At 66.8% G+C, this 20,874-nt stretch carries 22 protein-coding genes; 15 read left to right on the top strand and 7 right to left on the bottom strand.

The features are described from left to right. Nucleotides 1-142: 142 nt before the first annotated feature. The 6 genes from DI605_RS06110 to DI605_RS06085 all read left to right on the top strand — a co-directional run bounded on the left by DI605_RS06110 (nucleotide 143) and on the right by DI605_RS06085 (nucleotide 4,855). Nucleotides 143-976: a 2OG-Fe(II) oxygenase gene (locus tag DI605_RS06110; protein WP_293970602.1), complete on the top strand. Its 834-nt coding sequence runs from the start codon at nucleotides 143-145 to the stop codon at nucleotides 974-976. 73 nt (nucleotides 977-1,049) lie between these two features. Beyond that, nucleotides 1,050-1,910 carry an arylamine N-acetyltransferase gene (locus DI605_RS06105; protein WP_293970599.1) on the top strand — a complete coding sequence of 287 codons (861 nt, stop codon included), beginning with the start codon at nucleotides 1,050-1,052 and terminating at the stop codon, nucleotides 1,908-1,910. 88 nt (nucleotides 1,911-1,998) lie between these two features. After that, a complete protein-coding gene (locus DI605_RS06100; protein WP_293970596.1) occupies nucleotides 1,999-3,522 on the top strand; it encodes a fumarate hydratase in 1,524 nt (507 codons plus the stop codon). Between the two features lie 13 nt (nucleotides 3,523-3,535). Beyond that, a complete protein-coding gene (locus DI605_RS06095) occupies nucleotides 3,536-4,075 on the top strand; it encodes an NAD(P)H-dependent oxidoreductase (RefSeq protein WP_293970594.1) in 540 nt (179 codons plus the stop codon). Nucleotides 4,076-4,157: 82 nt separating this feature from the next. After that, nucleotides 4,158-4,421 (top strand): hypothetical protein, encoded by a 264-nt coding sequence (locus DI605_RS06090; protein ID WP_293970591.1) that lies wholly within the window; start codon nucleotides 4,158-4,160, stop codon nucleotides 4,419-4,421. A gap of 5 nt (nucleotides 4,422-4,426) precedes the next feature. After that, nucleotides 4,427-4,855, top strand: a complete 429-nt coding sequence (locus DI605_RS06085; protein ID WP_293970588.1) for a hypothetical protein — start codon at nucleotides 4,427-4,429, stop codon at nucleotides 4,853-4,855. Between the two features lie 114 nt (nucleotides 4,856-4,969). On the opposite strand, the gene DI605_RS06080 is transcribed toward DI605_RS06085, so the two are convergent. Together DI605_RS06080 and DI605_RS06075 are read right to left on the bottom strand one after the other, a co-directional pair. After that, nucleotides 4,970-5,494, bottom strand: coding sequence for a glycine zipper 2TM domain-containing protein (locus DI605_RS06080; RefSeq protein WP_293970585.1), 525 nt, complete (start codon nucleotides 5,492-5,494; stop codon nucleotides 4,970-4,972). A 95-nt stretch (nucleotides 5,495-5,589) separates the two neighbouring features. Further along, the gene (locus DI605_RS06075) at nucleotides 5,590-6,063 is read right to left on the bottom strand and encodes a glycine zipper 2TM domain-containing protein (RefSeq protein ID WP_293970582.1); all 474 of its coding nucleotides are present in this window, start codon (nucleotides 6,061-6,063) and stop codon (nucleotides 5,590-5,592) included. 118 nt (nucleotides 6,064-6,181) lie between these two features. On the opposite strand from DI605_RS06075, the gene DI605_RS06070 reads away from it, so the two are divergent. After that, nucleotides 6,182-6,766: a YdeI/OmpD-associated family protein gene (locus DI605_RS06070; protein WP_293970579.1), complete on the top strand. Its 585-nt coding sequence runs from the start codon at nucleotides 6,182-6,184 to the stop codon at nucleotides 6,764-6,766. 19 nt (nucleotides 6,767-6,785) lie between these two features. On the opposite strand, the gene DI605_RS06065 is transcribed toward DI605_RS06070, so the two are convergent. Continuing rightward, nucleotides 6,786-8,516 (bottom strand): class I poly(R)-hydroxyalkanoic acid synthase, encoded by a 1,731-nt coding sequence (locus DI605_RS06065; RefSeq protein ID WP_293970576.1) that lies wholly within the window; start codon nucleotides 8,514-8,516, stop codon nucleotides 6,786-6,788. A gap of 121 nt (nucleotides 8,517-8,637) precedes the next feature. On the opposite strand from DI605_RS06065, the gene DI605_RS06060 reads away from it, so the two are divergent. Both DI605_RS06060 and DI605_RS06055 read left to right on the top strand, forming a co-directional pair. Beyond that, nucleotides 8,638-9,843: an LL-diaminopimelate aminotransferase gene (locus DI605_RS06060; protein WP_293970573.1), complete on the top strand. Its 1,206-nt coding sequence runs from the start codon at nucleotides 8,638-8,640 to the stop codon at nucleotides 9,841-9,843. Further along, nucleotides 9,843-10,325, top strand: a complete 483-nt coding sequence (locus DI605_RS06055) for a DUF2721 domain-containing protein (protein WP_293970570.1) — start codon at nucleotides 9,843-9,845, stop codon at nucleotides 10,323-10,325. Before DI605_RS06060 ends, DI605_RS06055 begins: the two co-directional genes overlap by 1 nt. A gap of 456 nt (nucleotides 10,326-10,781) precedes the next feature. Here DI605_RS06055 and DI605_RS06050 read toward each other — a convergent pair whose 3' ends face one another. Further along, nucleotides 10,782-11,303 (bottom strand): hypothetical protein, encoded by a 522-nt coding sequence (locus DI605_RS06050; protein WP_293970567.1) that lies wholly within the window; start codon nucleotides 11,301-11,303, stop codon nucleotides 10,782-10,784. 121 nt (nucleotides 11,304-11,424) lie between these two features. On the opposite strand from DI605_RS06050, the gene DI605_RS06045 reads away from it, so the two are divergent. The 4 genes from DI605_RS06045 to DI605_RS06030 all read left to right on the top strand — a co-directional run bounded on the left by DI605_RS06045 (nucleotide 11,425) and on the right by DI605_RS06030 (nucleotide 14,440). Then, the gene (locus DI605_RS06045) at nucleotides 11,425-11,604 is read left to right on the top strand and encodes a CsbD family protein (RefSeq protein ID WP_293971390.1); all 180 of its coding nucleotides are present in this window, start codon (nucleotides 11,425-11,427) and stop codon (nucleotides 11,602-11,604) included. Between the two features lie 217 nt (nucleotides 11,605-11,821). Continuing rightward, entirely contained in the window at nucleotides 11,822-12,400 is a 579-nt protein-coding gene (plsY, locus tag DI605_RS06040; protein ID WP_293970564.1) for a glycerol-3-phosphate 1-O-acyltransferase PlsY, read from the top strand. Beyond that, nucleotides 12,387-13,502 carry a DNA-processing protein DprA gene (gene dprA / locus DI605_RS06035; RefSeq protein ID WP_293970561.1) on the top strand — a complete coding sequence of 372 codons (1,116 nt, stop codon included), beginning with the start codon at nucleotides 12,387-12,389 and terminating at the stop codon, nucleotides 13,500-13,502. The genes plsY and dprA overlap by 14 nt, the downstream gene beginning before the upstream one ends. Before the next feature lie 92 nt (nucleotides 13,503-13,594). Then, complete coding sequence (locus DI605_RS06030; protein WP_293970558.1) at nucleotides 13,595-14,440, top strand: energy transducer TonB; 846 nt, start codon at nucleotides 13,595-13,597, stop codon at nucleotides 14,438-14,440. Between the two features lie 22 nt (nucleotides 14,441-14,462). Here the strand turns inward: DI605_RS06030 and DI605_RS06025 are convergent, their stop codons facing one another. After that, on the bottom strand, nucleotides 14,463-15,176 hold the full coding sequence (locus tag DI605_RS06025; RefSeq protein WP_293970556.1) for a CAP domain-containing protein: 714 nt from the start codon (nucleotides 15,174-15,176) through the stop codon (nucleotides 14,463-14,465). 272 nt (nucleotides 15,177-15,448) lie between these two features. Here DI605_RS06025 and topA point away from each other — a divergent pair, with 272 nt between their 5' ends. Further along, nucleotides 15,449-18,055, top strand: coding sequence for a type I DNA topoisomerase (gene topA, locus DI605_RS06020; protein ID WP_293970553.1), 2,607 nt, complete (start codon nucleotides 15,449-15,451; stop codon nucleotides 18,053-18,055). A 66-nt stretch (nucleotides 18,056-18,121) separates the two neighbouring features. Here the strand turns inward: topA and DI605_RS06015 are convergent, their stop codons facing one another. After that, nucleotides 18,122-18,298: a hypothetical protein gene (locus DI605_RS06015; protein WP_293970550.1), complete on the bottom strand. Its 177-nt coding sequence runs from the start codon at nucleotides 18,296-18,298 to the stop codon at nucleotides 18,122-18,124. 109 nt (nucleotides 18,299-18,407) lie between these two features. On the opposite strand from DI605_RS06015, the gene DI605_RS06010 reads away from it, so the two are divergent. Then, nucleotides 18,408-18,890 carry a TlpA disulfide reductase family protein gene (locus DI605_RS06010; RefSeq protein WP_293970547.1) on the top strand — a complete coding sequence of 161 codons (483 nt, stop codon included), beginning with the start codon at nucleotides 18,408-18,410 and terminating at the stop codon, nucleotides 18,888-18,890. Here DI605_RS06010 and DI605_RS06005 read toward each other — a convergent pair. After that, nucleotides 18,871-20,850: an energy transducer TonB gene (locus DI605_RS06005; RefSeq protein ID WP_293970544.1), complete on the bottom strand. Its 1,980-nt coding sequence runs from the start codon at nucleotides 20,848-20,850 to the stop codon at nucleotides 18,871-18,873. The two genes, DI605_RS06010 and DI605_RS06005, sit on opposite strands and share 20 nt — an antisense overlap. Nucleotides 20,851-20,874 lie beyond the last annotated feature (24 nt).

Raw genomic sequence — 20,874 nt, 5'->3', positions numbered from 1 at the left:
GGTGCAAAGGCGGCGGCGGCAATCGGCGGCCGGCGCTGTGAAAAAATGCGGGACCTTGCGCTGCATCAATCTGTCGTCAGGACTTTACGATATAGGCCCTTCCTCGATAGTTCGGGCGTGAAATAGGAATTGAGCGGGCAGCATGGCGATCCTCGATCTTCAAGATACCGGCGGTTATCTTCACTTTGATCGCGACCAGTGCGTGCGCGAGGGCAAGCTGCGCGCGGAGCAATATCAGTCGGCGCATCCGTTTCCGCACATCGTGATGGATGATTTCCTCGATGCCGATGTGCTGCGCCGCGTGCTGGCCGAATTTCCCTCGCGCGATGGGCGGGACTATTTCGATCGCGCGCAGGAACGCTTCAAATATCAGTTCAATCCGAACACGATCGGGAGCGGCCTGATCCGCAATCTGCTGGCCGAGCTGAATGGCGAGCCCTTCCTCGCCTTTCTTTCGGAAATGACCGGCATACCCGATCTGATTTCCGATCCTTATTATTCGGGCGGCGGCCTGCACGAGACGCTGAAGGGCGGCCATCTCAGCGTGCATGCCGATTTCAATGTGCATAGCGAGATGAAGGTGGAGCGCCGGCTCAACCTGCTCGTCTATCTGAACGAGGATTGGGAGGAATCCTACGGCGGCCATCTGGAGTTGTGGGACAAGAAGATGCGCAAGGCGGCGACGTCCGTCCTGCCGGTGCTGTCGCGCGCCGTGGTGTTCAGCACGACGCTCCAGAGCTTCCATGGCCAGCCCGAGCCGCTCACCTGCCCGCCGGATCGGTCGCGCCGGTCGATTGCGACCTATTATTACACGGCCTTCCCGACCGACGCGAAGAAGGTGCCCACCCGCACGACCACCTTCCAGACGCGGCCCGCCAGCACCGACAAGACGGACTGGCGCGTCCGCTACGCCCACTTCGTCGACGATTGGGTGCCGGCGCGGCTCCAGCGTTATGCAAGGAAGCCGCTGCGCTAGGATCCGGATCGACGGAGCCGCGCAGGCCGCTACAAGCCTTGCCCGCTCCGCCGCGCGGCGCGATAGGCCCGGCATGGATTTGCTCAAGCTCCCCTTCGCCCTCGATTCCTATCTCGCCCGCATCGGTCTCAAGGAAAGGCCCGCCGCCGATGCGGAGGGGCTCGCCGCCGTCCAGCGCGCGCATCGCCTGACGATCCCGTTCGAAAATTTCGATGTCCTGCTCGGCCGTGACATCCGCATCGATTCGACCAGCGTCTTCGCCAAGCTCGTGAGCCAGCGGCGCGGCGGCTATTGCTTCGAACATGGCCAATTGTTCCTGGATGCGCTGGAGGCACTCGGCTTTCAGGCGCGGCCGCTGCTCGCGCGCGTCTGGCTGGGGCAGCCGAAGGCCGTGCCGCCGCTCACGCATACGCTCGCGCTCGTCACGATCGACGGGCAGGACTGGATCGCCGATGCGGGCTTCGGTGGCAGCTATGCCCTGCCCATGCCGCTGGCGGACGGGGAGGAAGCCGATGCACCCGATGGCGCGCGCTTCCGCCTCGCCCGCGATCCCGAATTCGGCTGGATGCTGAGCCGGGAGGGCCATGCCGGCGGCACGGATGGGCGCAGCCCGGGCGAAGGCTGGCAGAATCAGTTCAGCTTCACGCTGGAAACGGCCTTCCCGTCGGATCTGGAACTGGGCAATTTCTGGGTCAACAAATCACCCCAGAGCCGCTTCCTGGTGGCGCCGATCATCAGCATCCCGCTGCCGCATGGCTTCGCCACGCTGAACGGCCTCGCCTATCGGCGCCACAGCAAGGATCAGTCGAACGAGGGCGAGATCACCGATCCGCGCGTGCTGCGCATGCGGCTGAGCCTGATGTTCGGCATCGATCTCACGGCCGAGGAGGTCTCCGGCTTGCGCCTGTTCGGGGAAGGGCCGGAGGCTGCCTGATCGGGCCGCCGGGCCGGCCGGCCAGATCATTTCGCAATCGCGAGAAAGCCGCTAAGCGATTTTTCAAAAGCGCATCCGGGGAAGTCTCATGACCGTCACCATCCGCCCAGAAGACCTGATCGAGAGCGTCGCCGATGCGCTCCAGTACATCTCTTACTATCACCCCATGGATTATATCCGGGCGCTAGGAGAGGCGTATGAGGCGGAGCAGGGGCCGGCCGCCAAGGATGCGATCGCGCAGATCCTGACGAACAGCCGCATGTGCGCGGAGGGGCATCGCCCGATCTGCCAGGATACGGGCATCGTCAACGTCTTCGTGAAATGGGGCATGGAGTGCCGCATGGATGCCGGCGGCCGCTCGTTGCAGGAGGTCGTCGATGAAGGCGTGCGCTGCGCCTATCTCCACCCTGAAAACCGGCTGCGCGCCTCGGTACTGGCCGATCCCGCCTTCACGCGCCGCAACACGAAGGACAATACGCCCTCCGTCCTCCATGTCGAAATGGTGCCGGGCAACAAGGTGACGGTGGATGTCGCGGCCAAGGGCGGCGGCTCGGAGAACAAGTCCAAGTTCAAGATGATGAATCCCTCGGATTCGATCGTCGATTGGGTGCTGGAAATGTTGCCCCAGATGGGCGCGGGCTGGTGCCCGCCCGGCATGCTCGGCATCGGCATCGGCGGCACGGCGGAGCATTGCGTGCTGCTCGCCAAGAAGGCGCTGATGGATCCGATCGACATGGGTCAGCTCAAGCAGCGCGGCGCCCAGACCGATATCGAGCGGATGCGCATCGAGATATTCGACAAGGTCAACGCGCTCGGCATCGGGGCGCAGGGGCTGGGCGGGCTTTCCACCATCCTCGACGTGAAGATCATGGACGCGCCCTGCCATGCGGCGGGCAAGCCCGTGGCGATGATCCCGAACTGCGCCGCCACCCGCCACGCGCATTTCACGCTGAAGGGCGAAGGGCCGGCCTATATGCCGGTGCCGGATCTCAATGAATGGCCGAAGGTGGAATGGGCGCCGTCGAAGGAATCGATCCGCGTCGATCTCGATACGCTCACGCCCGAGGTGGTCGCCTCGTGGAAGCCGGGCGATCGCCTGCTGCTCAACGGCAAGATGCTCACGGGCCGCGATGCCGCGCACAAGCGCATCCAGGATATGCTGGTGAAGGGCGAGGAACTCCCCGTCGAATTTGCCGGCCGCGTGATCTATTATGTCGGCCCGGTCGATCCGGTGCGGGATGAGGTGGTCGGCCCCGCCGGCCCCACCACCGCGACCCGCATGGACAAGTTCACGAAGATGATGCTCGATCAGGGCCTGCTGGCGATGGTCGGCAAGGCGGAGCGCGGCCCCGCAGCGATCGAGGCGATCAAGGAGGCGAAGTCGGCCTATCTGATGGCCGTGGGCGGCGCCGCCTATCTCGTCGCCCGCGCGATCAAGGGCGCCAGGGTCGTCGGCTTCGAGGATCTCGGCATGGAGGCGATCTACGAATTCGAGGTGAAGGACATGCCGGTCACCGTCGCGGTGGATGCGACGGGCACCAGCGTCCACACCACGGGGCCACTCGTCTGGCGGGAGAAGATCGCCAAGGAGCGCCTGCTGGAAACGGCGTGAGGGGGCGGGGCGCATGAGCACGCTCCTCCTCTGGTTCCATCCCGAGCATGAAAAGTCGCGCACCGGGCGCGCGCTGGCCGATGCGGCGGCCGCGCTCGATGGCGTCACGCTCGTCAACATGGCCGCGCTCTATCCCGATATCCGGACGCTGGATGTCGGGGTGGAAGTGGCGCGATTGCTGGCGGCCGACCGGCTCATCCTGCAATTTCCGATCCACTGGTATCTGCCGCCGCCGCTTCTGCTCGCATGGCAGAACAGCGTGCTGACGCGCATGTTCTATATCAAGCCGGAGGAGGAGGGTGCGCGGATCAAGGGCATGCCGCTGCTTGTGGCGGCCACCGCCGGCAACACGCCGGAGGCTTACAGCCCGGAGGGCGTGAACCTCTTTCCGCTCGCGGATCTGCTGAAGCCGCTCCATTCCACCGCGCATCGCTGCGCGCTCGCGTGGAGCGATCCCTTCCTCGTCTATCGCGCCAACCGGCTGGACGAGGCGCAGCGCGCGGCGGCGGCCGCAGACTATGCGGTGCGGATCGAAGATTGGCGAGCGGCCTGAAGTCGCGCCTTTTCAAAAGCCTGTGGGGGAACCGGGGCGATCCGGGCGGGTTTTCGCATCGATCCTTTCCGAGGCGATGCCCATGTCCTCCACCTTCACCCAGCTTGAACCGCCCCTGCCGATGACCGTCGTCGGAAAAGGCGATGGCTATGCCGTCGCCGTGATCGATTACGGGCAGGAATTCGATCTGCTGTGGGTGGTCGTGCTCGATGAAAGCGGGGAGATCTGGTGCGCGCCCAATCCCAAGGTGCGGATGCAGGGCAATTGGTCGATGGGGCGCGGCCGCCCTTCGCTCGACGAGCCGGGCAAGGGCGCCCCGGCGCGGATCGCCGCGCTGGCGGCCTGATCCGCATGATCGCGCCGTTCGCCGCCGCCCTGGCGGCCCTTGCGCCATGGCCCGCATCCGCCACGCCGCCTGCCGAAGCCTCGCCGGAGGCGGCGACCGCCGTGGTGCGGCATTATTATGCGGCGGTCGAGGCGCGTGATTATCGTGCCGCCTGGCGGCTCTGGCACGGGCGCTCCACGCTCGCGCAGCTTCGCGCCGGCTATGCCGATACGGCGCATGTGCGCGTCACGCCGCTGCCGCCCTTTGTGGCGGAAGGTGCCGCTGGCAGCGTCTATTGCGAGGTCCGGGTGAGGGTGGATGCGGCGCTGCGGGATGGCCGCCGCCAGCATTATGCGGGCAGCTTCACGCTGCGCCGGGTGAATGATGTGGATGGCGCCACCGCCGCGCAGAGGAGCTGGCACATCATCGGCGCGAAGCTGAGGCCGGTCGCCTAGCGGCGCTCTCACGAACGTGGGCGCGCACGATGCCGCGCATCGGCCGGCATGGAAAAAGGCCCACCGTCCTTCCGGGCGATGGGCCTTCCTCTTTTCGCTTCGATCGTCAGCGCTTCAGCGGCACTTGATCTGCTGCTGGTTCTGGTCGACGGCCTTGCCGGCCAGCGCGCCGATCGCGGCGCCGATGAGCGTGCCCGCGGTGCGCGAATGGCCGCCGTCGATCACGTTGCCCAGCACGCCGCCGGCCGCGCCGCCCACGATCAGGCCGGTCGTGCCGTCCGAACGCTTGCAGTAATAGCGGCCGTCATTGCCGGCATAGACGCGGTCGTCGGAACTCAGCACCTGCTCGCGATCGCCGGGGCGATAGTGGCGGGCCGGATCGAAGTTCGGATCATAGCGATCATCGTCATAACCCGCGCCATAGGCGCCCGGAGGCGGCGGAGCCTGACGATAGCCGCCGCGACGCGACGCATAATAAAGATCGCGCTCGGCGTAATAACGATCCGTCTCGATCTGATAGCGGCGCTGGGCATCGGCCCAACGCTGCTCCACCGCTGCCGGCGATTGCGCGACGGCCGGCGTGGCGAAAGCCACCGGCGCGGTCGCGGCGATCAACGCGGCGAAAATCCACTGACGCATTCCCTGTCTCCTTTGCGATCGGAGCTATCCGACGCTGTCATGGCGAATATCGGGCAGCGACTTAACGGAGGCTGAGCCCGATATTAGCCTGTCGTTCAGCGGCAGCGGATATTTCCCCGATCGACCGACTGGCCCAGCAGCGCGCCGCCGGTGGCGCCCAGCAGCGTGGCGACCGTGCTGGAGCGGCCATTGGCCAGCGTGTTGCCGAGCAGGCCGCCCAGCGCGCCGCCCACGATCAGGCCGGTCGTGCCATCGGTGCGACGGCAATAATAACGGCCGTTGTTGCCGCGATAGATACGGTCGTTGCGGCCGATGCGGCGTTCGCGATAGCCGCGCCCGTCGCGATAATAGCGGGCGGCATCATAGCCGCCATAGCGCTGGTCGGGCCGATTCCAGTCATAGTTGCGATAGCCGCGCCAATCGTCGCGACCGCGATTCCCGCCTTTGCGCCAGCCCCTGCCATTGTCATGATCGCCGCGGCCATGATCGCGCGGCGGATCGGCCAGCGCGGGTGCGGAGAGCGGCAGGGTCATGGCGGCCAGCGCGGCGCCGAGAATGAAGGTCTTCATCGTCCGTTCCTCTTTTTATTACGAGGGGAGAACGAAGTCGCGCGGCCTCGGTTGCGTGAACCGAAAACTACGTGCCGTTCATCTTGCGTGGCGGCGGCCGGCGGGCGCAGGATGGGGCATGGCGAGCGACCCCCGCATCGATGCCGCGATCGCGAAGGCGGGCGATTTCGCCCGGCCGATTCTGATCGAGCTGCGCGCCGCGCTGCATGAGGCGGAGCCGACACTGAGCGAGACGATCAAATGGGGCCGCCCCTTCTTCGAGCTGGACGGGCGGCCTTTCGCCTTCATGGCGGCGTTCAAGGCCCATTGCGGCTTCGGCTTCTGGCGCGGGCCGGAAACGGGGCGTGAGGCGGAGGGCGCCGGCCAGTTCGGACGGCTGCTCTCATCGGCCGATCTGCCGCCGCGCCGGGAACTGGTCGCCCTGATCCGCGCGCAGGCGGCGGATGCACGCGCGCCGAAGCCTGCGGCCGCGCCCCGCGCGGCGAAGCCCGATCTGCCGGTGCCGGATGATCTGGCCGCCGCGCTCGCGGCCGATGCCGGGGCGCAGGCCCGGTTTGCGGGTTTCGCGCCCGGCCAGCGACGCGATTATATCGAATGGGTGATCGGCGCGAAGCGGCCGAAGACGCGCGCGAAGCGGATCGCGGAGACTGTCGCGCGCGTCGCGCGCGGCATCCGCCGCAACGAGGAATATCGATCCGGCTGAGATGGGCCGCCCGGCCCCCTTATCGCATCCGCACGTAGCGGCCCGGCGCATCCTCGATCGCGGGCAGCACGCCCTCGCCGGGGATGCGCGCGCCCTCCGCTGGCACCGTCCTGCCGTCGAGCGTGGCGATCCACGCCATCCAGTCCGGCCACCAGCTTCCCTTGTGCTCCACCGCGCCCGCGACGAATTCTTCGAGCGACGCGGCCGGCTTATCGTTGATCCAATATTGATATTTGTTGGCGGAGGGCGGGTTCACCACGCCGGCGATATGCCCCGATCCGGCGAGCACGAAGCGCAGCGGCCCGGCCAGATACTGCGTCATCTTCCACACGCTGCCGGGCGGCGCGATATGATCCTCGCGCCCCGCCTGCACATAGGCTGGCGTCTTCACCGTCGTCAGGTCGATCGGCGTGCCCGCCACGGAAAGCGCGCCGGGCTTCACCAGCAGATTGTCGCGATAAAGCTCGGTCAGGTAGCGGCGCTGCCATTCGGCGGGCAGGTTGGTGACGTCGCCATTCCAGTGGAGCAGGTCGAAGCTCTTATAGTCGTCCGCCAGCAGGTAATTGTTGACGACATAGTTCCAGATCAGGTCGCGGCTGCGCAGCAGGTTGAAGGTTGCCGCCATGAAGCGCCCGTCGAAGATGCCGTCCTTGGCGATCGATTCCATCAGGGCCAGTTGCGCATCGTCCACGAACAGCGAAAGATCGCCCGCCTCGCTGAAATCCACCTGCGCGGTGAAGAAGGTCGCGCTCGCCACCTTTTCGGCATTGCCGGTCGCGGCTGCCCAGGCCAGCAGCATCGAAAGCGCCGTGCCTGCCACGCAATAGCCGATCACATGCGCCTTCGGCACGTCCAGCAGGCGGGTGACGACCTCGATCGCCTCCCATTCCCCGTTGATGACATAATCGTCCATCATCACATGGGCGATGCTGGCGTCCGCCGATTTCCACGAAACCATGAAGACGGTGAGACCCTGGTCCGTCGCCCACTTCACGAAGCTCTTCTGCGGGCTGAGATCGAGGATGTAGAAGCGGTTGATCCACGGCGGAAAGATGATGAGCGGGATTTCCGATACGCTCTCGGTCGTCGGGCTATACTGGATCAGCTGGAAGAGCGGCGCTTCGTAAACGACCTTGCCCGGCGTGGTGGCGATATCGCGGCCCACCTCGAACGCGTCCTTGCCGACATGGCGGATCTGGCCGGAGGCGGCATCCTCCAGCATCCGCTGGAGCCCGGTGATGAGATTCTGCCCGCGCGTCTCCACGATCTTCGCCACCACCTGGGGGTTGGTGAAGGGGAAGTTGGTGGGGCTCATCGCGTCGACGAAATTGCGCGCGGCGAAGCGCAGCTGCTCCTGTTGGCGCGCGTCGAGGCCCGGCGCATGATCGATCACCGAAAGGAACTGGTCCGCGACGAGCGCATAGCTCTGGCGGATCAGATCGAACAGCGGCTCCTGCCAGTCCGGCGCGGCGAAGCGGCGGTCCGCGCCCAGCCCCTCGCTCGCCGGCAGCATCGATCGCCAGAAGCCCAGCGTCTCGGCCCACATCGTGCCCGGGGCATTGGCCATGCCAGCGGGATCGATCGGCGGCATCTGCGCCATCTGTGCCATGAAATCATCGCCCGCCTTCATGGCGGCGCTCGCGCCATGCTCCATCAGCATCTGCTGCGCCTCGCCGATCACACCGGTCCAGTGAGCCATTTCGTCGAGGATCGCGCCGCCGTCATGCGGCTTGTCACCGGCCTTCGCCATCAATCTCTCCCGTCTGGCCTTCGCACTGCCAATTGGCCAGCAAACCGCCTATAGCGCAACCGCTTCGGAAAGAACGGGCGATCCGCGCCGCCTCTTTCCGGGCCTTTCTATCGAGGACGAAATGACCGAAGACTTCTACCGCATCCGCCGTTTGCCACCCTATATCATCGCCGAAGTGAATGCGATGCGGGCGGCGGCGCGCGCGGGCGGAGAGGACATTATCGATCTCGGCATGGGCAATCCCGATCTGCCGCCGCCGCCGCACGTGATCGCGAAGCTGGTGGAAGTGGCGCAGAAGCCGGATGCGCACGGCTATTCGGCGTCGAAGGGCATTCCCGGGCTCCGCAAGGCGCAGGCCGGCTATTATGCGCGCCGCTTCGGCGTGGATGTCGATCCCGAGACGGAAGTGGTCGTCACCATGGGATCGAAGGAGGGGCTGGCCAGCCTCGCCACCGCGATCACGGCGCCCGGCGACGTGATCCTCGCGCCCAATCCTTCCTATCCGATCCACACGTTCGGCTTCATCATCGCTGGCGCCACGATCCGCGCCGTGCCGACCACGCCGGACGAGGATTATTTCCGCGCGCTGGATCGCGCGATGGCCTTCACGGTGCCGCGCCCGTCGATCCTCGTCGTCAACTATCCGTCGAATCCTACGGCCGAGACGGTGGACCTCGCCTTTTACGAGCGGCTGGTGGCGTGGGCGAAGGAGCACAAGGTCTGGATCATCTCCGATCTTGCTTATTCGGAGCTTTATTATGATGGAAAGCCCACGCCATCGATTCTGCAGGTGAAGGGTGCGAAGGACGTGGCGATCGAGTTCACCTCGCTTTCCAAGACCTTCTCGATGGCTGGCTGGCGGATCGGCTTCGCGGTGGGCAACAAGCAGCTGATCGCGGCGATGACGCGCGTGAAATCCTATCTGGATTATGGCGCCTTCACGCCGATCCAGGCTGCCGCCTGCGCCGCGCTCAATGGCCCGCAGGATATCGTCGAGCAGAACCGCCAGCTGTATCACAAGCGCCGCGACGTGCTGGTGGAAAGCTTCGCGCGGGCCGGATGGGATATTCCAAGCCCCCGCGCCTCGATGTTCGCCTGGGCGCCGCTGCCGCCGGCGCTCGCCCATCTCGGCAGCCTCGAATTCTCGAAGCAGCTGCTCACCCATGCCAAGGTCGCGGTGGCACCGGGCGTCGGTTATGGCGAAAATGGCGAGGGCTATGTGCGCATCGCGCTCGTCGAAAATGAGCAGCGCCTGCGCCAGGCGGCGCGCAACGTGAAGAAATATCTCCAGTCGATGGGCGTCAATACGGGCCTGCGGGCGGGCTGATGGCGCTGCCCGTCGGCCTGGACGACGTCTTTCGCATTTCCAGCCTGCCGGGGCTCGCGCGCGACATCCAGTTCGCGTTGGCCCCGGTCTTTCTTTTGAATGGCATCGGGCTGGTGTTGAACATGCTCACGGGCCGGCTGGCCCGGATCGTGGATCGCGCGCGCGATATCGAACAGAATTTCACGCCGCGCGGCGATCCCCGCCACGAATGGCAGGTGCGGGAATTGCGGCTGCTCGATCGGCGCATGGCGATCGTCAGCAATTCGATCTTCCTGTGCACGGCCAGTGCGGTGCTCCTGTGCAGCCTCGTTGCAGGCATCTTCCTCGCGCGGCTGGTGGGCGTCGGCTTTGCGCGCACGCTCTCGCTGCTGTTCGCCGTCTCGCTGATGCTGCTGATCGCCAGCCTCACCCTGTTCCTGATCGAGGTCCGCATCGCCGTGGCGGCGATCCGCGTGCGGGATGAACTGCTGGAGCGATCCTGAGGGCCGGCGGAAAGCGGCGGCTGCCCGTCCAGCGTCACCAGCGGGAAAGCGGGCCATCCGTCGCCGCCGATGGTGGCGTGGCGGTGATCGGCCTCCAGACCAAAAGGGCCACCGCGGCAATGCCCCGGTGGCCCTTCATACATGGTCAGCGGCCGGATAATCGGCCCGGGAGACCCCCGGCGCTTATCTGAACACCTTGATCGATATCGCCAACGCCCCCGCATCCGCGACGGCCCCGGCGAGGATCAAGATTTCAGCAGCGCGTCTCCCGAACGGACTGAACCGACCCCCAAGCTGAACCATGAGACATCGGATCACCTCCTTTCGCTATGTTGAAGAGCAAAGCGAATGTGAGTCAGATTTTGGCGCGTCGCAAGGCCTTGATTCAAAGTTTTTTCGCGTCAGGATACTGCGCTTCGCGGGGCAGGCTCGGGCCGCCGTCGCCGCGGCGATCGATCAGCCCCGGCAATCCTCGATCACGCGCGCCGGCTCCGCCCAGGCGGGCACCATCAGCAATGGCCGGCCGGGCACGGCATAGGAAACGCGGCCCCGGCTGAAGGCGATCCGGTCGAGGAAGGGGTCGGCTGCCGGCAGGCTCGCCTCCATCTGGCCGCCCGATCCCGCAGCCTGTGGCAGATCGCGGCCGGCATAGGATGTCGTCACCGTCATCGTGCCAGCCCCGGCCCCCGTCACCAGCAAGCGGATGCGATGCGTGGCTCTGTCGCAGCGGATCGTGAGCGCGGGTGCGCCGGCCGGGCCGAACCGGGCCGAGGATCCGGCCGCATCCTGCGCATAGGCCCAGTCGCCCGGCGAGAGCGGCAGATCGCGCCACTCCTGCGCCTCCGGTGGTGGCGCAGGCGCAGCGGCCGGGGGCGGTGGCGCTGTCACTGGCGCCGGCTTGGGCGCGAGCGGCGTCGCGCAGCCGGCGAGAAGCGACGTCAGCAGCGCCGCCGTGGCGAGGGGCAGGAATCTGGTCACGGCGAAACCCATGGCCGATTGTGCGACGAGACGGAAGCCGCCGCCGGAACATCACCGTCTCTCGCCCGTTTTTCCCAATGATTTCAGCATTCCGCTGGATCGTCTTGGTGGAGGTAGCGTCATGGGAGAGATTGCGGACAAGGTGAAGGGTGCGGCAAACGAGACCATCGGCAAGGTAAAGCGCGCGATCGGCGACGCGACCGACCGGCCCGATCTTCGCGCCGAAGGCGATGCGCAGGAAGCCAAGGGCGATCTGCAAAAGGCCAAGGGCGCCGTGAAGGGCGCGATCAACCGCATCTGACCGGGAAGATCGGCATCGGGGCTGGCCACTCGGCCCCGATCCGATCTGTCGGTCCGCCGTTCGCGCGGCGGCGGGCTGGCCCATGCGATGCGCGGCGCTACATGCGTGGCGCGCGCATGGTGTTTGCCTTTTGTTCGCGGGCTGATTCAGATCAATTGCATCCCGCCCCGGTTGCTCTACCCTGAGCGCCGTGGGGGACGATCTCTTGAATGCTTGGATGGTTCCCGCGCTGGTCGCGATCGGCGCCTATCTTCTCGGCTCGATTCCGTTCGGGCTGCTGGTGGCGCGGATCGGAGGGGCGGGGGATCTCCGCTCGATCGGCTCGGGCAATATCGGCGCAACCAATGTGTTGCGCACCGGCCGCAAGGGGCTGGCCGCCGCGACGGTGATCCTCGATGCCGGCAAGGGCGCGGTCGCCGTGCTGATCGCGGAATGGGTGATGGCCGGGCTGGGGCCGCTTGCGGGCGTCGCTGCTTTCTATGGGCATATCTTTCCCGTCTGGCTGCGGTTTCGCGGCGGCAAGGGGATCGCCACCTACCTCGGCATCGCGCTGGCGCTCTTCTGGCCCTGTGGCCTCACCTTCGCGATCGTGTGGATCGGCGCCTCCTTGCTCACCCGCCATTCCTCGGTCGGTGGCATGGCGGCTGCCCTGCTGACGCCGGTGTGCGCGGCCTATTTCTTCCAGCCCGGCCTCACGATGATGTTCCTTGCCTTCGCGCTCACCGTGCTGTGGACGCATCGCACGAATCTTTCCCGACTCTTCGCCGGCACAGAGCCGCGCATTGGCCAGCGCTGAGGCGATCGATCCGGCGGCGTTCGACGCCGACGCGCTCGACCGGCTCAGGCTGATCCGTACCCCGTCCATCGGGCCTGTCACCTTCGGGCAGCTCCTTGTGCGCTTCGGCTCGGCTGGCGCCGCGATTCGCGCTCTGCCCGATCTCGCCCGGCGCGGCGGCGGACCGGCCCCGCGCGTCGCCGCCGAAGGCGATGTGGCGCGCGAGCTTGGCCGCGTGGCGGCGCTGGGCGGCCGCTACTGGCTGCTGGGCCGCCCCGGTTTTCCTCCCCTGCTCGCGGAGCTGGAGGATGCGCCGCCCGCGCTGATCGTTCTGGGCGATCCCGCGCTCGCGGCGCGGCCGCTGGTGGCGATGGTGGGCGCGCGCAATGCCTCGGCCGCCGCCGTCCGCTTCGCGCGCTCCCTCGCGCATGATCTGGCCGGGGAGGGCTGGGTGGTCGTGTCCGGGCTTGCGCGCGGGATCGATACGGCGGCGCATGTCGGCGCGCTGGAGGGCGGTACGGTGGGCGTCGTCGCGGGCGGCGCGGATATTTTCTACCCCCCTGAAAATGAACGGCTCCAGCGCGCCATCGCCGAGCGCGGCCTGCTGGTGGCGGAACAGCCGCCGGGCACGGAGCCTCGCGCGCGCCACTTCCCCTATCGCAACCGGATCATCGCGGGCCTCGCCTCGGGCACGATCGTGGTGGAAGCCGCGCCCAAATCCGGCTCGCTCATCACCGCGCGCCTCGCGAATGAAGCGGGGCGGGAGGTGATGGCCGTGCCCGGATCACCGCTCGATCCGCGCGCGCAGGGCTGCAATCTGCTGATCCGCGATGGCGCCACGCTGGTGCAGGGCGCGGCCGACGTGATCGAGGCGCTGGCCCCCTTCGGACGCGGCCCCGGCCGCCTCGTCGGCCTCGTCCGCGAGGATCCCGTCCCGCTCGACGTCGCGGATCGGGAGCGGAGTATTGTCACGGATCTTCTGGGCCCCGTGCCGGTGGACGTGGATGAACTGGTGCGCCTGTCCAGCCTCGCGCCGGCCGTGGTGCAGATCGTGTTGCTCGAACTGGAGCTGGCCGGCCGGCTGGATCGGCATGCCGGCGGCCGCGCGAGCCTTTCCGGTTGAGGTGAGCGCGCCGCGCCGTCACAGTCGGCGGCGCATGGGGATAGCGGGCGCGCGCGGGGGCGGTCGCGGGGCCGGAGGCGGGGAGAAAGCGGATGATGGCGTGGATGGCGGCGATGCTCGCGGGGGCTGCGACGGCGGGCGCCGTGCCCGCCTCCGGCCCTTCCGCGCCTCCGCCGAAACTCTATCGGACGCTCGTGCCCATCGGCAGTCAGGCGAACTGGTTTCAGCCCGGCGATTATCCTCCCGTCGCCATCGCCCAGAAGGCGGCAGGCGTCATCCACTTCGCGGTGGAGATCGATACGGAGGGCAAGCCCAGTGCCTGCCGGATCGTGAAGGGCGTCGGCAATGCGGCGCTGGAAGCGGCCACCTGCAAGGCGCTGATGGCGCGCGCGCGATTCCACCCGATGGTCGATCGCAAGGGACGTCCCACCACGGCCACGTTCGAGCAGGTCGTTCGCTGGCGGCTGCCCGCGCGCACCACGGAGGAGATCAGCGAGCGGACCTTCGATGCGCATGCGATCATCGGCCCGGCCGGCGATGTCGTGGAATGCACGATGAGCGGGTCTGGCGCCACGCGCTTCGGCCAGAGCGGCAACAATTGCGGCCCGTTCGGCGAGCGCGGCTTCCTCGCGAATCTGATGGGTACGGACAATCGCAAGGCGCGGGTCAGCGATGTCCGCCTGCAGGTGAGCTATGAGGGCCTGCCCCAGCATGGCGCCGAGCGAACTCCCGATTTCTATCTGCTGCTGGCCGAGGCGGAGATCGTGGTCAATCCGGATGGATCGATGGGCAAATGCACGAGCGTCCGTCCGCTGGAAATGCAGGGCCGTTCGGTCGATCTGTGCAATATCGTGGCGATGGCGCCGCCCCGCTTCCAGTCCGGCGCGACAACGAAGCGCGCCATCTTCGTGCTGGATCTCTCCGTTTCCTACCGGTGATCGCGATCCGGACGGAAGGCGCCTACTTCTTCTTATCGCGCTCGTCGCTCGCGGCCACGCGCACGCGGCGCAGCGCGCCGGGATTCAGCGCGTCTGGCGTATCGGCCATGTCGATCACGCACATCGTCTTGAATTCCGGATGCGGCCCGCAGGCCACGCCCGCATAGCGCAGGCGCGGCGCGAACAGCACGGTGCGATGTCCGCGATCCGGCACGCCATCGTCGATCACGAGCTGGCGGATCACGTCGGCCGCGTCCACCGCGCCATAGGCGATCACCTCCGCTACCAGCGGGCCGCCGCCATGCTTCATCACGCGATCGCCGGGGGCGGATCCATCCGCGCCATAATGGCCCGTGCGGCCCGATACGCTCTGTTCGGCGACATGATCGGCGGCGGCGGCGGTGAGGATCTCGGCCGGGGCGAGAGGCGCCAGCAGCGGCTGCCCTCCCAGATAGGTGATCGCCTCATCCACCGGCACCGTGCCTTCCACGGTTTCGAAATCGACAGGATTGCCGGGCATCGTCACCACATTGGCTTTGAAGAAACCGCGATAGGTCTTGAGGCCGCCGGCATAAGCGGTGGGATCGGTGCGGGCGGAATTCAGTGCCGCAAGTACATCCTTCTCCAGGCGCGCCCGGTCCACTGGCGATTGCGCCGGCGCGCTCTGCGCGAGCACGGCCCAAAGGCCAGCAAGACACGCCGCCACAGCCCGCACGAACTCTACGCCCTTCGCCATATTTTGCCGGAAACTTTCACGAGCCTCCGTGTTAAACATGATTCCTTAGCAGGAACTGAAAGTTCCGGAAATGGAACTATTTCGGATCCGTATCGAACATTCCCTTCCCCGATTCGGATCGGCGGCGGCCGGGGAAACCGAAAAGGCGACGGCGGGCACGTCTGTGCCGCCATTCCGCTCGGCCCTCATCCGCTTCGGCCAAGCCACGCTTGACCAGGGCCTCATCCGGTCGCCACCCTCGCACGCGTACGTGAAGGAACGGCAAGAACTCCATGAAACTGGTCGTCGTAGAATCTCCCGCCAAGGCCAAAACGATCGAGACTTATCTCGGCCCGGGCCACAAGGTGCTCGCCTCTTATGGCCATGTCCGGGATCTTCCCGCCAAAGACGGCTCGGTCGATCCGGACCAGGGCTTTGCGATGGAGTGGGAGACCTATCCGGACAAGGCGACGCGGCTGAAGGCGATCGCGGACGAGGCCAAGGGCGCCGATTCGCTGATCCTGGCTACCGATCCCGATCGCGAGGGGGAGGCGATCAGCTGGCACGTCCAGGAAGTGCTGAAGAAGCGCAAGGTGCTGCCGGCGGACGTGCGCCGCGTCACCTTCAACGCCATCACCAAGGCGGCCGTGCTGGATGCCATGGCCCATCCCCGCGCGCTCGACGAGGATCTGATCGATGCCTATCGGGCGCGCCGCGCGCTTGATTATCTGGTGGGCTTCACGCTTTCGCCCGTGCTGTGGCGCAAGCTGCCGGGTGCCAAGTCGGCGGGCCGCGTCCAGTCGGTGGCGCTCCGCCTCGTCGTCGATCGCGAGCGCGAGATAGAGCTGTTCCGCGCGCAGGAATATTGGTCGGTCGTCGCCAGCCTGGAGCAGGATGGCGTGGGCTTTTCCGCCCGCCTCGTCCGCTGGAAAGGGCAGAAGCTCGATCGCCTCTCCATCGGCAATCAGGGCGATGCCGAGGCGGCAAAGCGCGATGTGGAAGCGGGCCGCTTCTCGGTCGAGAGTGTCGAGACCAAGCCGCTCACGCGCAATCCCCCGCCGCCCTTCACCACCTCCACCCTCCAGCAGGAAGCCGCGCGCAAGCTGGGCTTTTCCGCCAGCCACACGATGCGCGTGGCCCAGGATCTCTACGAGCAGGGCGCGATCACCTACATGCGTACGGATGGCGTGCAGATGGATGGCAGCGCCATCTCTGCTGCGCGCGGCGCCATTGCGAACCGCTATGACGGCAGTTACGTGCCGGACAAGCCACGCCAGTACACCACCAAGGCCAAGAATGCGCAGGAAGCGCATGAGGCGATCCGCCCCACCGATTTCGGCCGCGACCGGATCGGCGGCGGCGATCATGCGCGCCTTTACGAACTCGTCTGGAAGCGCGCGCTCGCCAGCCAGATGGCGTCGGCCCGGCTGGAACGCACCACTGTCGAACTGGTCGATGGCTCGGGCAGTCACACGCTGCGCGCCACCGGCCAGGTCGTGCTCTTTCCCGGCTATCTCGCCCTCTATGAAGAAGGCCGCGATGATCCTGTGGGCCGGTCCGGCCAACAGGCCGAGGCGGGCGAGGGCGACGAGGATGCCAGGCGCCTGCCCCGCATGGGCGACGGCGATGCGCCGGCGAAGAAGGATGTGCTGGCCGAACAGCATTTCACCCAGCCGCCGCCGCGCTATTCGGAAGCCAGCCTCGTCAAGAAGATGGAGGAACTCGGCATCGGCCGCCCTTCCACCTATGCCTCGATCCTGCAGACGCTGAAGGATCGCGAATATGTGAAGCTGGAGAAGAATCGCTTCCATGCGAACGAGACGGGGCGACTGCTGACCGCTTTCCTGGAGCGCTTCTTCGAACGCTACGTCTCCTATGATTTCACGGCCGGCCTCGAAGACCAGCTGGATGACGTATCGGGTGGCCGGGCCGACTGGCAGGCCGTTCTCGAGGCCTTCTGGCGCGATTTCAAGCCCAAGACGGTGGAGGTGGCCGATCAGAAGCCGTCCGAAGTGACGGCTGCGCTGGATACTTTCCTCGAGCCCTTCCTGTTCCCCGACAAGGGCGATGGCAAGGATGCGCGCCTCTGCCCCAATTGCGGCAATGGGCGGCTCGCGCTGCGCGGCGGCCGCTTCGGCGCGTTCGTCGCCTGCTCCAACTATCCGGAGTGCAAATATACGCGGCGCTTCGCGCAGGGCGGCAGCGAGGAATCGGCCGATGCCGGCCCGGTCGAGCTGGGCCGCGATCCGGCGACGGGCGCGGAGGTAACGCGCCGCACGGGCCGCTTCGGCGCCTATGTCCAGCTGGGTGATGAAAAGGATGCCAAGCGCGCCTCCATCCCCAAGGATGTGGGCGAGGTGGAGCTGGAAATGGCGCTCAGGCTGCTCTCGCTGCCGCGCACGGTGGGCGCGCATCCGGAAACGGGCAAGGAGATTACGGCCTCGATCGGCCGCTATGGCCCCTATCTGATGCACGACGGCAAATATGCGCGCCTCCAGTCCACCGCCGAGGTGTTCGAAACGGGCATGAATCTCGCCGTGACCAAGCTGGCCGAGGCGGCGGCCGGCGGCGGGCGCGGTGCGCGCACCGCCTCACGCGAACCGATCGCCGCCTTCGGCGACAGCCCCGTCACGGGCAAGCCGGTGAAGGTGATGGAAGGCCGCTTCGGCCCCTATGTCACCGATGGCGAGACCAATGCGACGCTCCCCAAGGGCACGGATCCCAAGACGCTGACGGAGGAAGCGGCGCTCGCGCTGCTGGCCGAGCGCGCCGCGAAAGGCCCGGCCAAGGGCAAGGCGAAGAAGAAGGCCGCGCCCAAGGCGGCCGCTGCGAAGAAGGCGCCCGCGAAAAAGGCTCCGGCCAAAAAGCCGGCTGCCAAAAAGGCCGCGAGCAAGGGCTGATCGATCCTCTCCTCCCCGCCTGTCGCGGCGCGGAGGGGGGAGCGGCCCATCTCGTGCCCGCCTGGATCAGGCAGAGCCGGGCAGGGGGCGCTTTCCCTTGGTGCGGCTGGTCAGGTGATAGGCACCACACCGGTCGCAGCGATAGGGGCGCAGCGTGATGCTGGCGGCGAGCGCGGCCGCCAGCGCCTCCTCGCCCGATGCGAAGCGCGCCTTGCGCCGGCAGATGCTCAGCCTCGTCCGCATTCGATCCCGCGCTTGTCCTGCTGCATCCTCACCCTTTCCAATCCGGGCGGACAAGAGGAAAAGAGGCTTTGGGCGGTGGGAGGAGCCGGGATTGGGCGTGGATCGCAGGATGTGCCGGCTGCTTGTGGCTCCGATGCTGATGCTCCTTTTCATGAGTGCCTCGCCCGCGCCGGAGCGGGCGGCACCGTTCACCGTCGCTCTTCTCGATGGCCGCATCATCCGCTCGGAAGATCTTGCCGGCAGACTCGTGATTCTGAATTTCTGGGCGATCTGGTGCGTACCCTGTCGGCGTGAACTGGCCGAGATGGACGCCTTCGCCCGCAGGCAGGGTAATGATCGCGTGGTGATCTTCGCGATCGATGTCGACAAGGCGCGGGCGCCCGCCAGACTGAAGGCGCAGGCCGATGCGATGGGGATTCCCATCGCAAAAACGCTCCCGCGTGGCGCGGAAGCCTATCACCCGATCCGCAATGCCGTGCCGACCACCTATATCATCGATGCTCATGGCCGGCTCGCCCTGGCGAAGGCCGGTGCCTTCGCCGTTGGCGAGTTCGATCGGCTTGCCTCCGGGCTTATCCCGAGGGAATACTGAACCGGACGCCGTGGGTCTGGCCCACGCAGCCGACAGCCTGGTCGCCCAATGTCGGCGGCAGATAGCGGAATCCCGTCATCGCCTTCTCGGTTGCCGGTCCGAAGATGAAGGGGGGGTAGGCGACGATCGTGCGCACATCCTCCACATGGCCATCGGCCGCGATGTCGAAGGCCTCGCGCACATAGCCTTCGAATCCCCAGCGCAAGGCGGCCGCCGGAAAAATGCCGCTCGAAAGAGACGTGTTGCGCGCCACCGGGCGCACGTTCAGCAGCGAGCATTGCTCGGCGTCCATGCCGGCGGCCGCCAGCCTGGCTTCGGCCCCAGCCGCATCGCCCGCGCGCTTGTCCAGCATCGCCAGGTGCAGCGTGGCCACGCTGCGCACCGGATCGTCGGCCGGCAATATCGCGGGCGATGTCTCCACCACGGCACGCAGGATCGGAGGTGCCTTACCGATCGCGCCGCTCGATTCCAGGGCTAGCGCATATTCGGTGCGCAGCCATGCGGTCGCACGGCCGGCATCGGGGCGCGCCTCGAACGTGGCGACGATCGGCGCGAAGCGGGTCGCGACGGCTGCATAATAAGAGGATCGCGATCCCGATGTTCGTGGCCGGATCGCCTTGTAGGCGGCATAAGCCATCACGTCGGCGGGCGCGCTCGCCTTCGCCAGTCGATCGGGCAGGGTCTGCGCGGCTGCTGCGGCGGCCTCCTCGTCACGGCCCTTCAGCGCGAGGAGGTCGTTGGCGATCGCCGCCATCCGCGCGCCGTCGCCGGCCGCGATCGGGCGCGCCGTGGGATCGTCCAGAGCCACGGTCACGCCCTTGCCGGCCAACCATGCCTCGGTTGAGATACGAAAGGCATCGGCGATGTCGATCGCGGGCGGCCGCTTCACGCAGCGCAATTCCATCCGCACGGCGGCCCGCCAGAACAGGTCCAGCTTGGCGAGCGTCTCCGGTTGCCATCGCCAATGGACGACGGATTCGGCGAAGGTCGCGCCCATCGTTCCGGTCCGGCTGGCATAGACCGGCACCGCGCCCGCCGCATGCCCGTCCGCGCCGATCGCGAACTCGATCACGGCCACGTCCTTCGGAGAGATGTCGTCGCCGCACACAGGCAGGTCCACGTCGGCCGGCACCAGGTTCGCGCCCTCCTTCAGCCGTCCCGCGCCCGAATAAGCGAAGAATTTTCGCGCCCGCTCTTCGTCGCCCAGGCGGGCATAGATCAGGGCGGCGTCGCTCCGCACGCGGATCTGCGTCAGCCCCACCTTGGTCGTCTCGCGCCCCACGATGTCCAGCGCTTTCTCGATGAAGCCGGCAGCCTTGCGCGCGTCGCCGCGATTCAGCTCGGCAAGCGCTCGCAGCGCCAGCAGATTGCCACGTTCATTGTCGACGGGAATCTGGGCGGCATCATCGTCGGCCAGCTGTTGGTCGATCAGGTTCGCCACCAGTGCGGGATCGCTCGTCAGCGCGGCATAGCCCGTGCCCACGCGTGCCCAGCGCTTGTGTGTGGCTTCCTCCGAGCCTTCCGTCACCGCCAGTGCTTTGCCATACATCGCCACGGCGCGCGAGCCGTCCAGATCTCCCCGCGCCATATCGCCCAGCGTCAGATAAGCGAGCGCCAGATCTTCGCTCTTCGCCACGCCTAATGCCTCGAAGGCCGCAATCGACTTTTCGGCCTCCTCGCGGGCGAGGGCGCGATCGAACAGGTGGAATAGCGCACTGGCACGTCGCGCCCGAATCGCCGCCGCCGCCGCACGGCCGAGCTTCGGTGTTTGCAGTGCCCGGTCGAACAGGTCAGATGCTTCCTTCCAGCGGCCCGCCTCGAAGCTGGCCTGGGCTTCGTTGAAGATCGCCTGAGGCGATTTGGGAGCTTGCGCTTCGACGGCCGGGGGAAAACCGACTGTCGATAGTGCAAGCGCCGCCGTTGCCGCCAAAAGCGACCTGAAACGAGTGATGATACGCACGAATATACCCCCTGCCGCGAATCT

It is taken from the genome of Sphingomonas sp., assembly GCF_003248515.1.
Taxonomy (GTDB): domain Bacteria; phylum Pseudomonadota; class Alphaproteobacteria; order Sphingomonadales; family Sphingomonadaceae; genus Sphingomonas_I.
Note: the sequence above shows the minus strand (reverse complement) of the source record. Positions and strands in the feature narration are given on the sequence as shown.

Excerpts from the sequence above, each read along its gene's own strand:
- DI605_RS06110 (WP_293970602.1), top strand. The coding sequence starts at position 143 with ATGGCGATCCTCGATCTTCAAGATACCGGCGGTTATCTTCACTTTGAT.
- DI605_RS06105 (WP_293970599.1), top strand. The coding sequence starts at position 1,050 with ATGGATTTGCTCAAGCTCCCCTTCGCCCTCGATTCCTATCTCGCCCGC.
- DI605_RS06100 (WP_293970596.1), top strand. The coding sequence starts at position 1,999 with ATGACCGTCACCATCCGCCCAGAAGACCTGATCGAGAGCGTCGCCGAT.
- DI605_RS06095 (WP_293970594.1), top strand. The coding sequence starts at position 3,536 with ATGAGCACGCTCCTCCTCTGGTTCCATCCCGAGCATGAAAAGTCGCGC.
- DI605_RS06090 (WP_293970591.1), top strand. The coding sequence starts at position 4,158 with ATGTCCTCCACCTTCACCCAGCTTGAACCGCCCCTGCCGATGACCGTC.
- DI605_RS06085 (WP_293970588.1), top strand. The coding sequence starts at position 4,427 with ATGATCGCGCCGTTCGCCGCCGCCCTGGCGGCCCTTGCGCCATGGCCC.
- DI605_RS06080 (WP_293970585.1), bottom strand. The coding sequence starts at position 5,494 with ATGCGTCAGTGGATTTTCGCCGCGTTGATCGCCGCGACCGCGCCGGTG.
- DI605_RS06075 (WP_293970582.1), bottom strand. The coding sequence starts at position 6,063 with ATGAAGACCTTCATTCTCGGCGCCGCGCTGGCCGCCATGACCCTGCCG.
- DI605_RS06070 (WP_293970579.1), top strand. The coding sequence starts at position 6,182 with ATGGCGAGCGACCCCCGCATCGATGCCGCGATCGCGAAGGCGGGCGAT.
- DI605_RS06065 (WP_293970576.1), bottom strand. The coding sequence starts at position 8,516 with ATGGCGAAGGCCGGTGACAAGCCGCATGACGGCGGCGCGATCCTCGAC.
- DI605_RS06060 (WP_293970573.1), top strand. The coding sequence starts at position 8,638 with ATGACCGAAGACTTCTACCGCATCCGCCGTTTGCCACCCTATATCATC.
- DI605_RS06055 (WP_293970570.1), top strand. The coding sequence starts at position 9,843 with ATGGCGCTGCCCGTCGGCCTGGACGACGTCTTTCGCATTTCCAGCCTG.
- DI605_RS06045 (WP_293971390.1), top strand. The coding sequence starts at position 11,425 with ATGGGAGAGATTGCGGACAAGGTGAAGGGTGCGGCAAACGAGACCATC.
- plsY (WP_293970564.1), top strand. The coding sequence starts at position 11,822 with ATGGTTCCCGCGCTGGTCGCGATCGGCGCCTATCTTCTCGGCTCGATT.
- DI605_RS06030 (WP_293970558.1), top strand. The coding sequence starts at position 13,595 with ATGATGGCGTGGATGGCGGCGATGCTCGCGGGGGCTGCGACGGCGGGC.
- DI605_RS06025 (WP_293970556.1), bottom strand. The coding sequence starts at position 15,176 with ATGGCGAAGGGCGTAGAGTTCGTGCGGGCTGTGGCGGCGTGTCTTGCT.
- topA (WP_293970553.1), top strand. The coding sequence starts at position 15,449 with ATGAAACTGGTCGTCGTAGAATCTCCCGCCAAGGCCAAAACGATCGAG.
- DI605_RS06015 (WP_293970550.1), bottom strand. The coding sequence starts at position 18,298 with ATGCGGACGAGGCTGAGCATCTGCCGGCGCAAGGCGCGCTTCGCATCG.
- DI605_RS06010 (WP_293970547.1), top strand. The coding sequence starts at position 18,408 with ATGTGCCGGCTGCTTGTGGCTCCGATGCTGATGCTCCTTTTCATGAGT.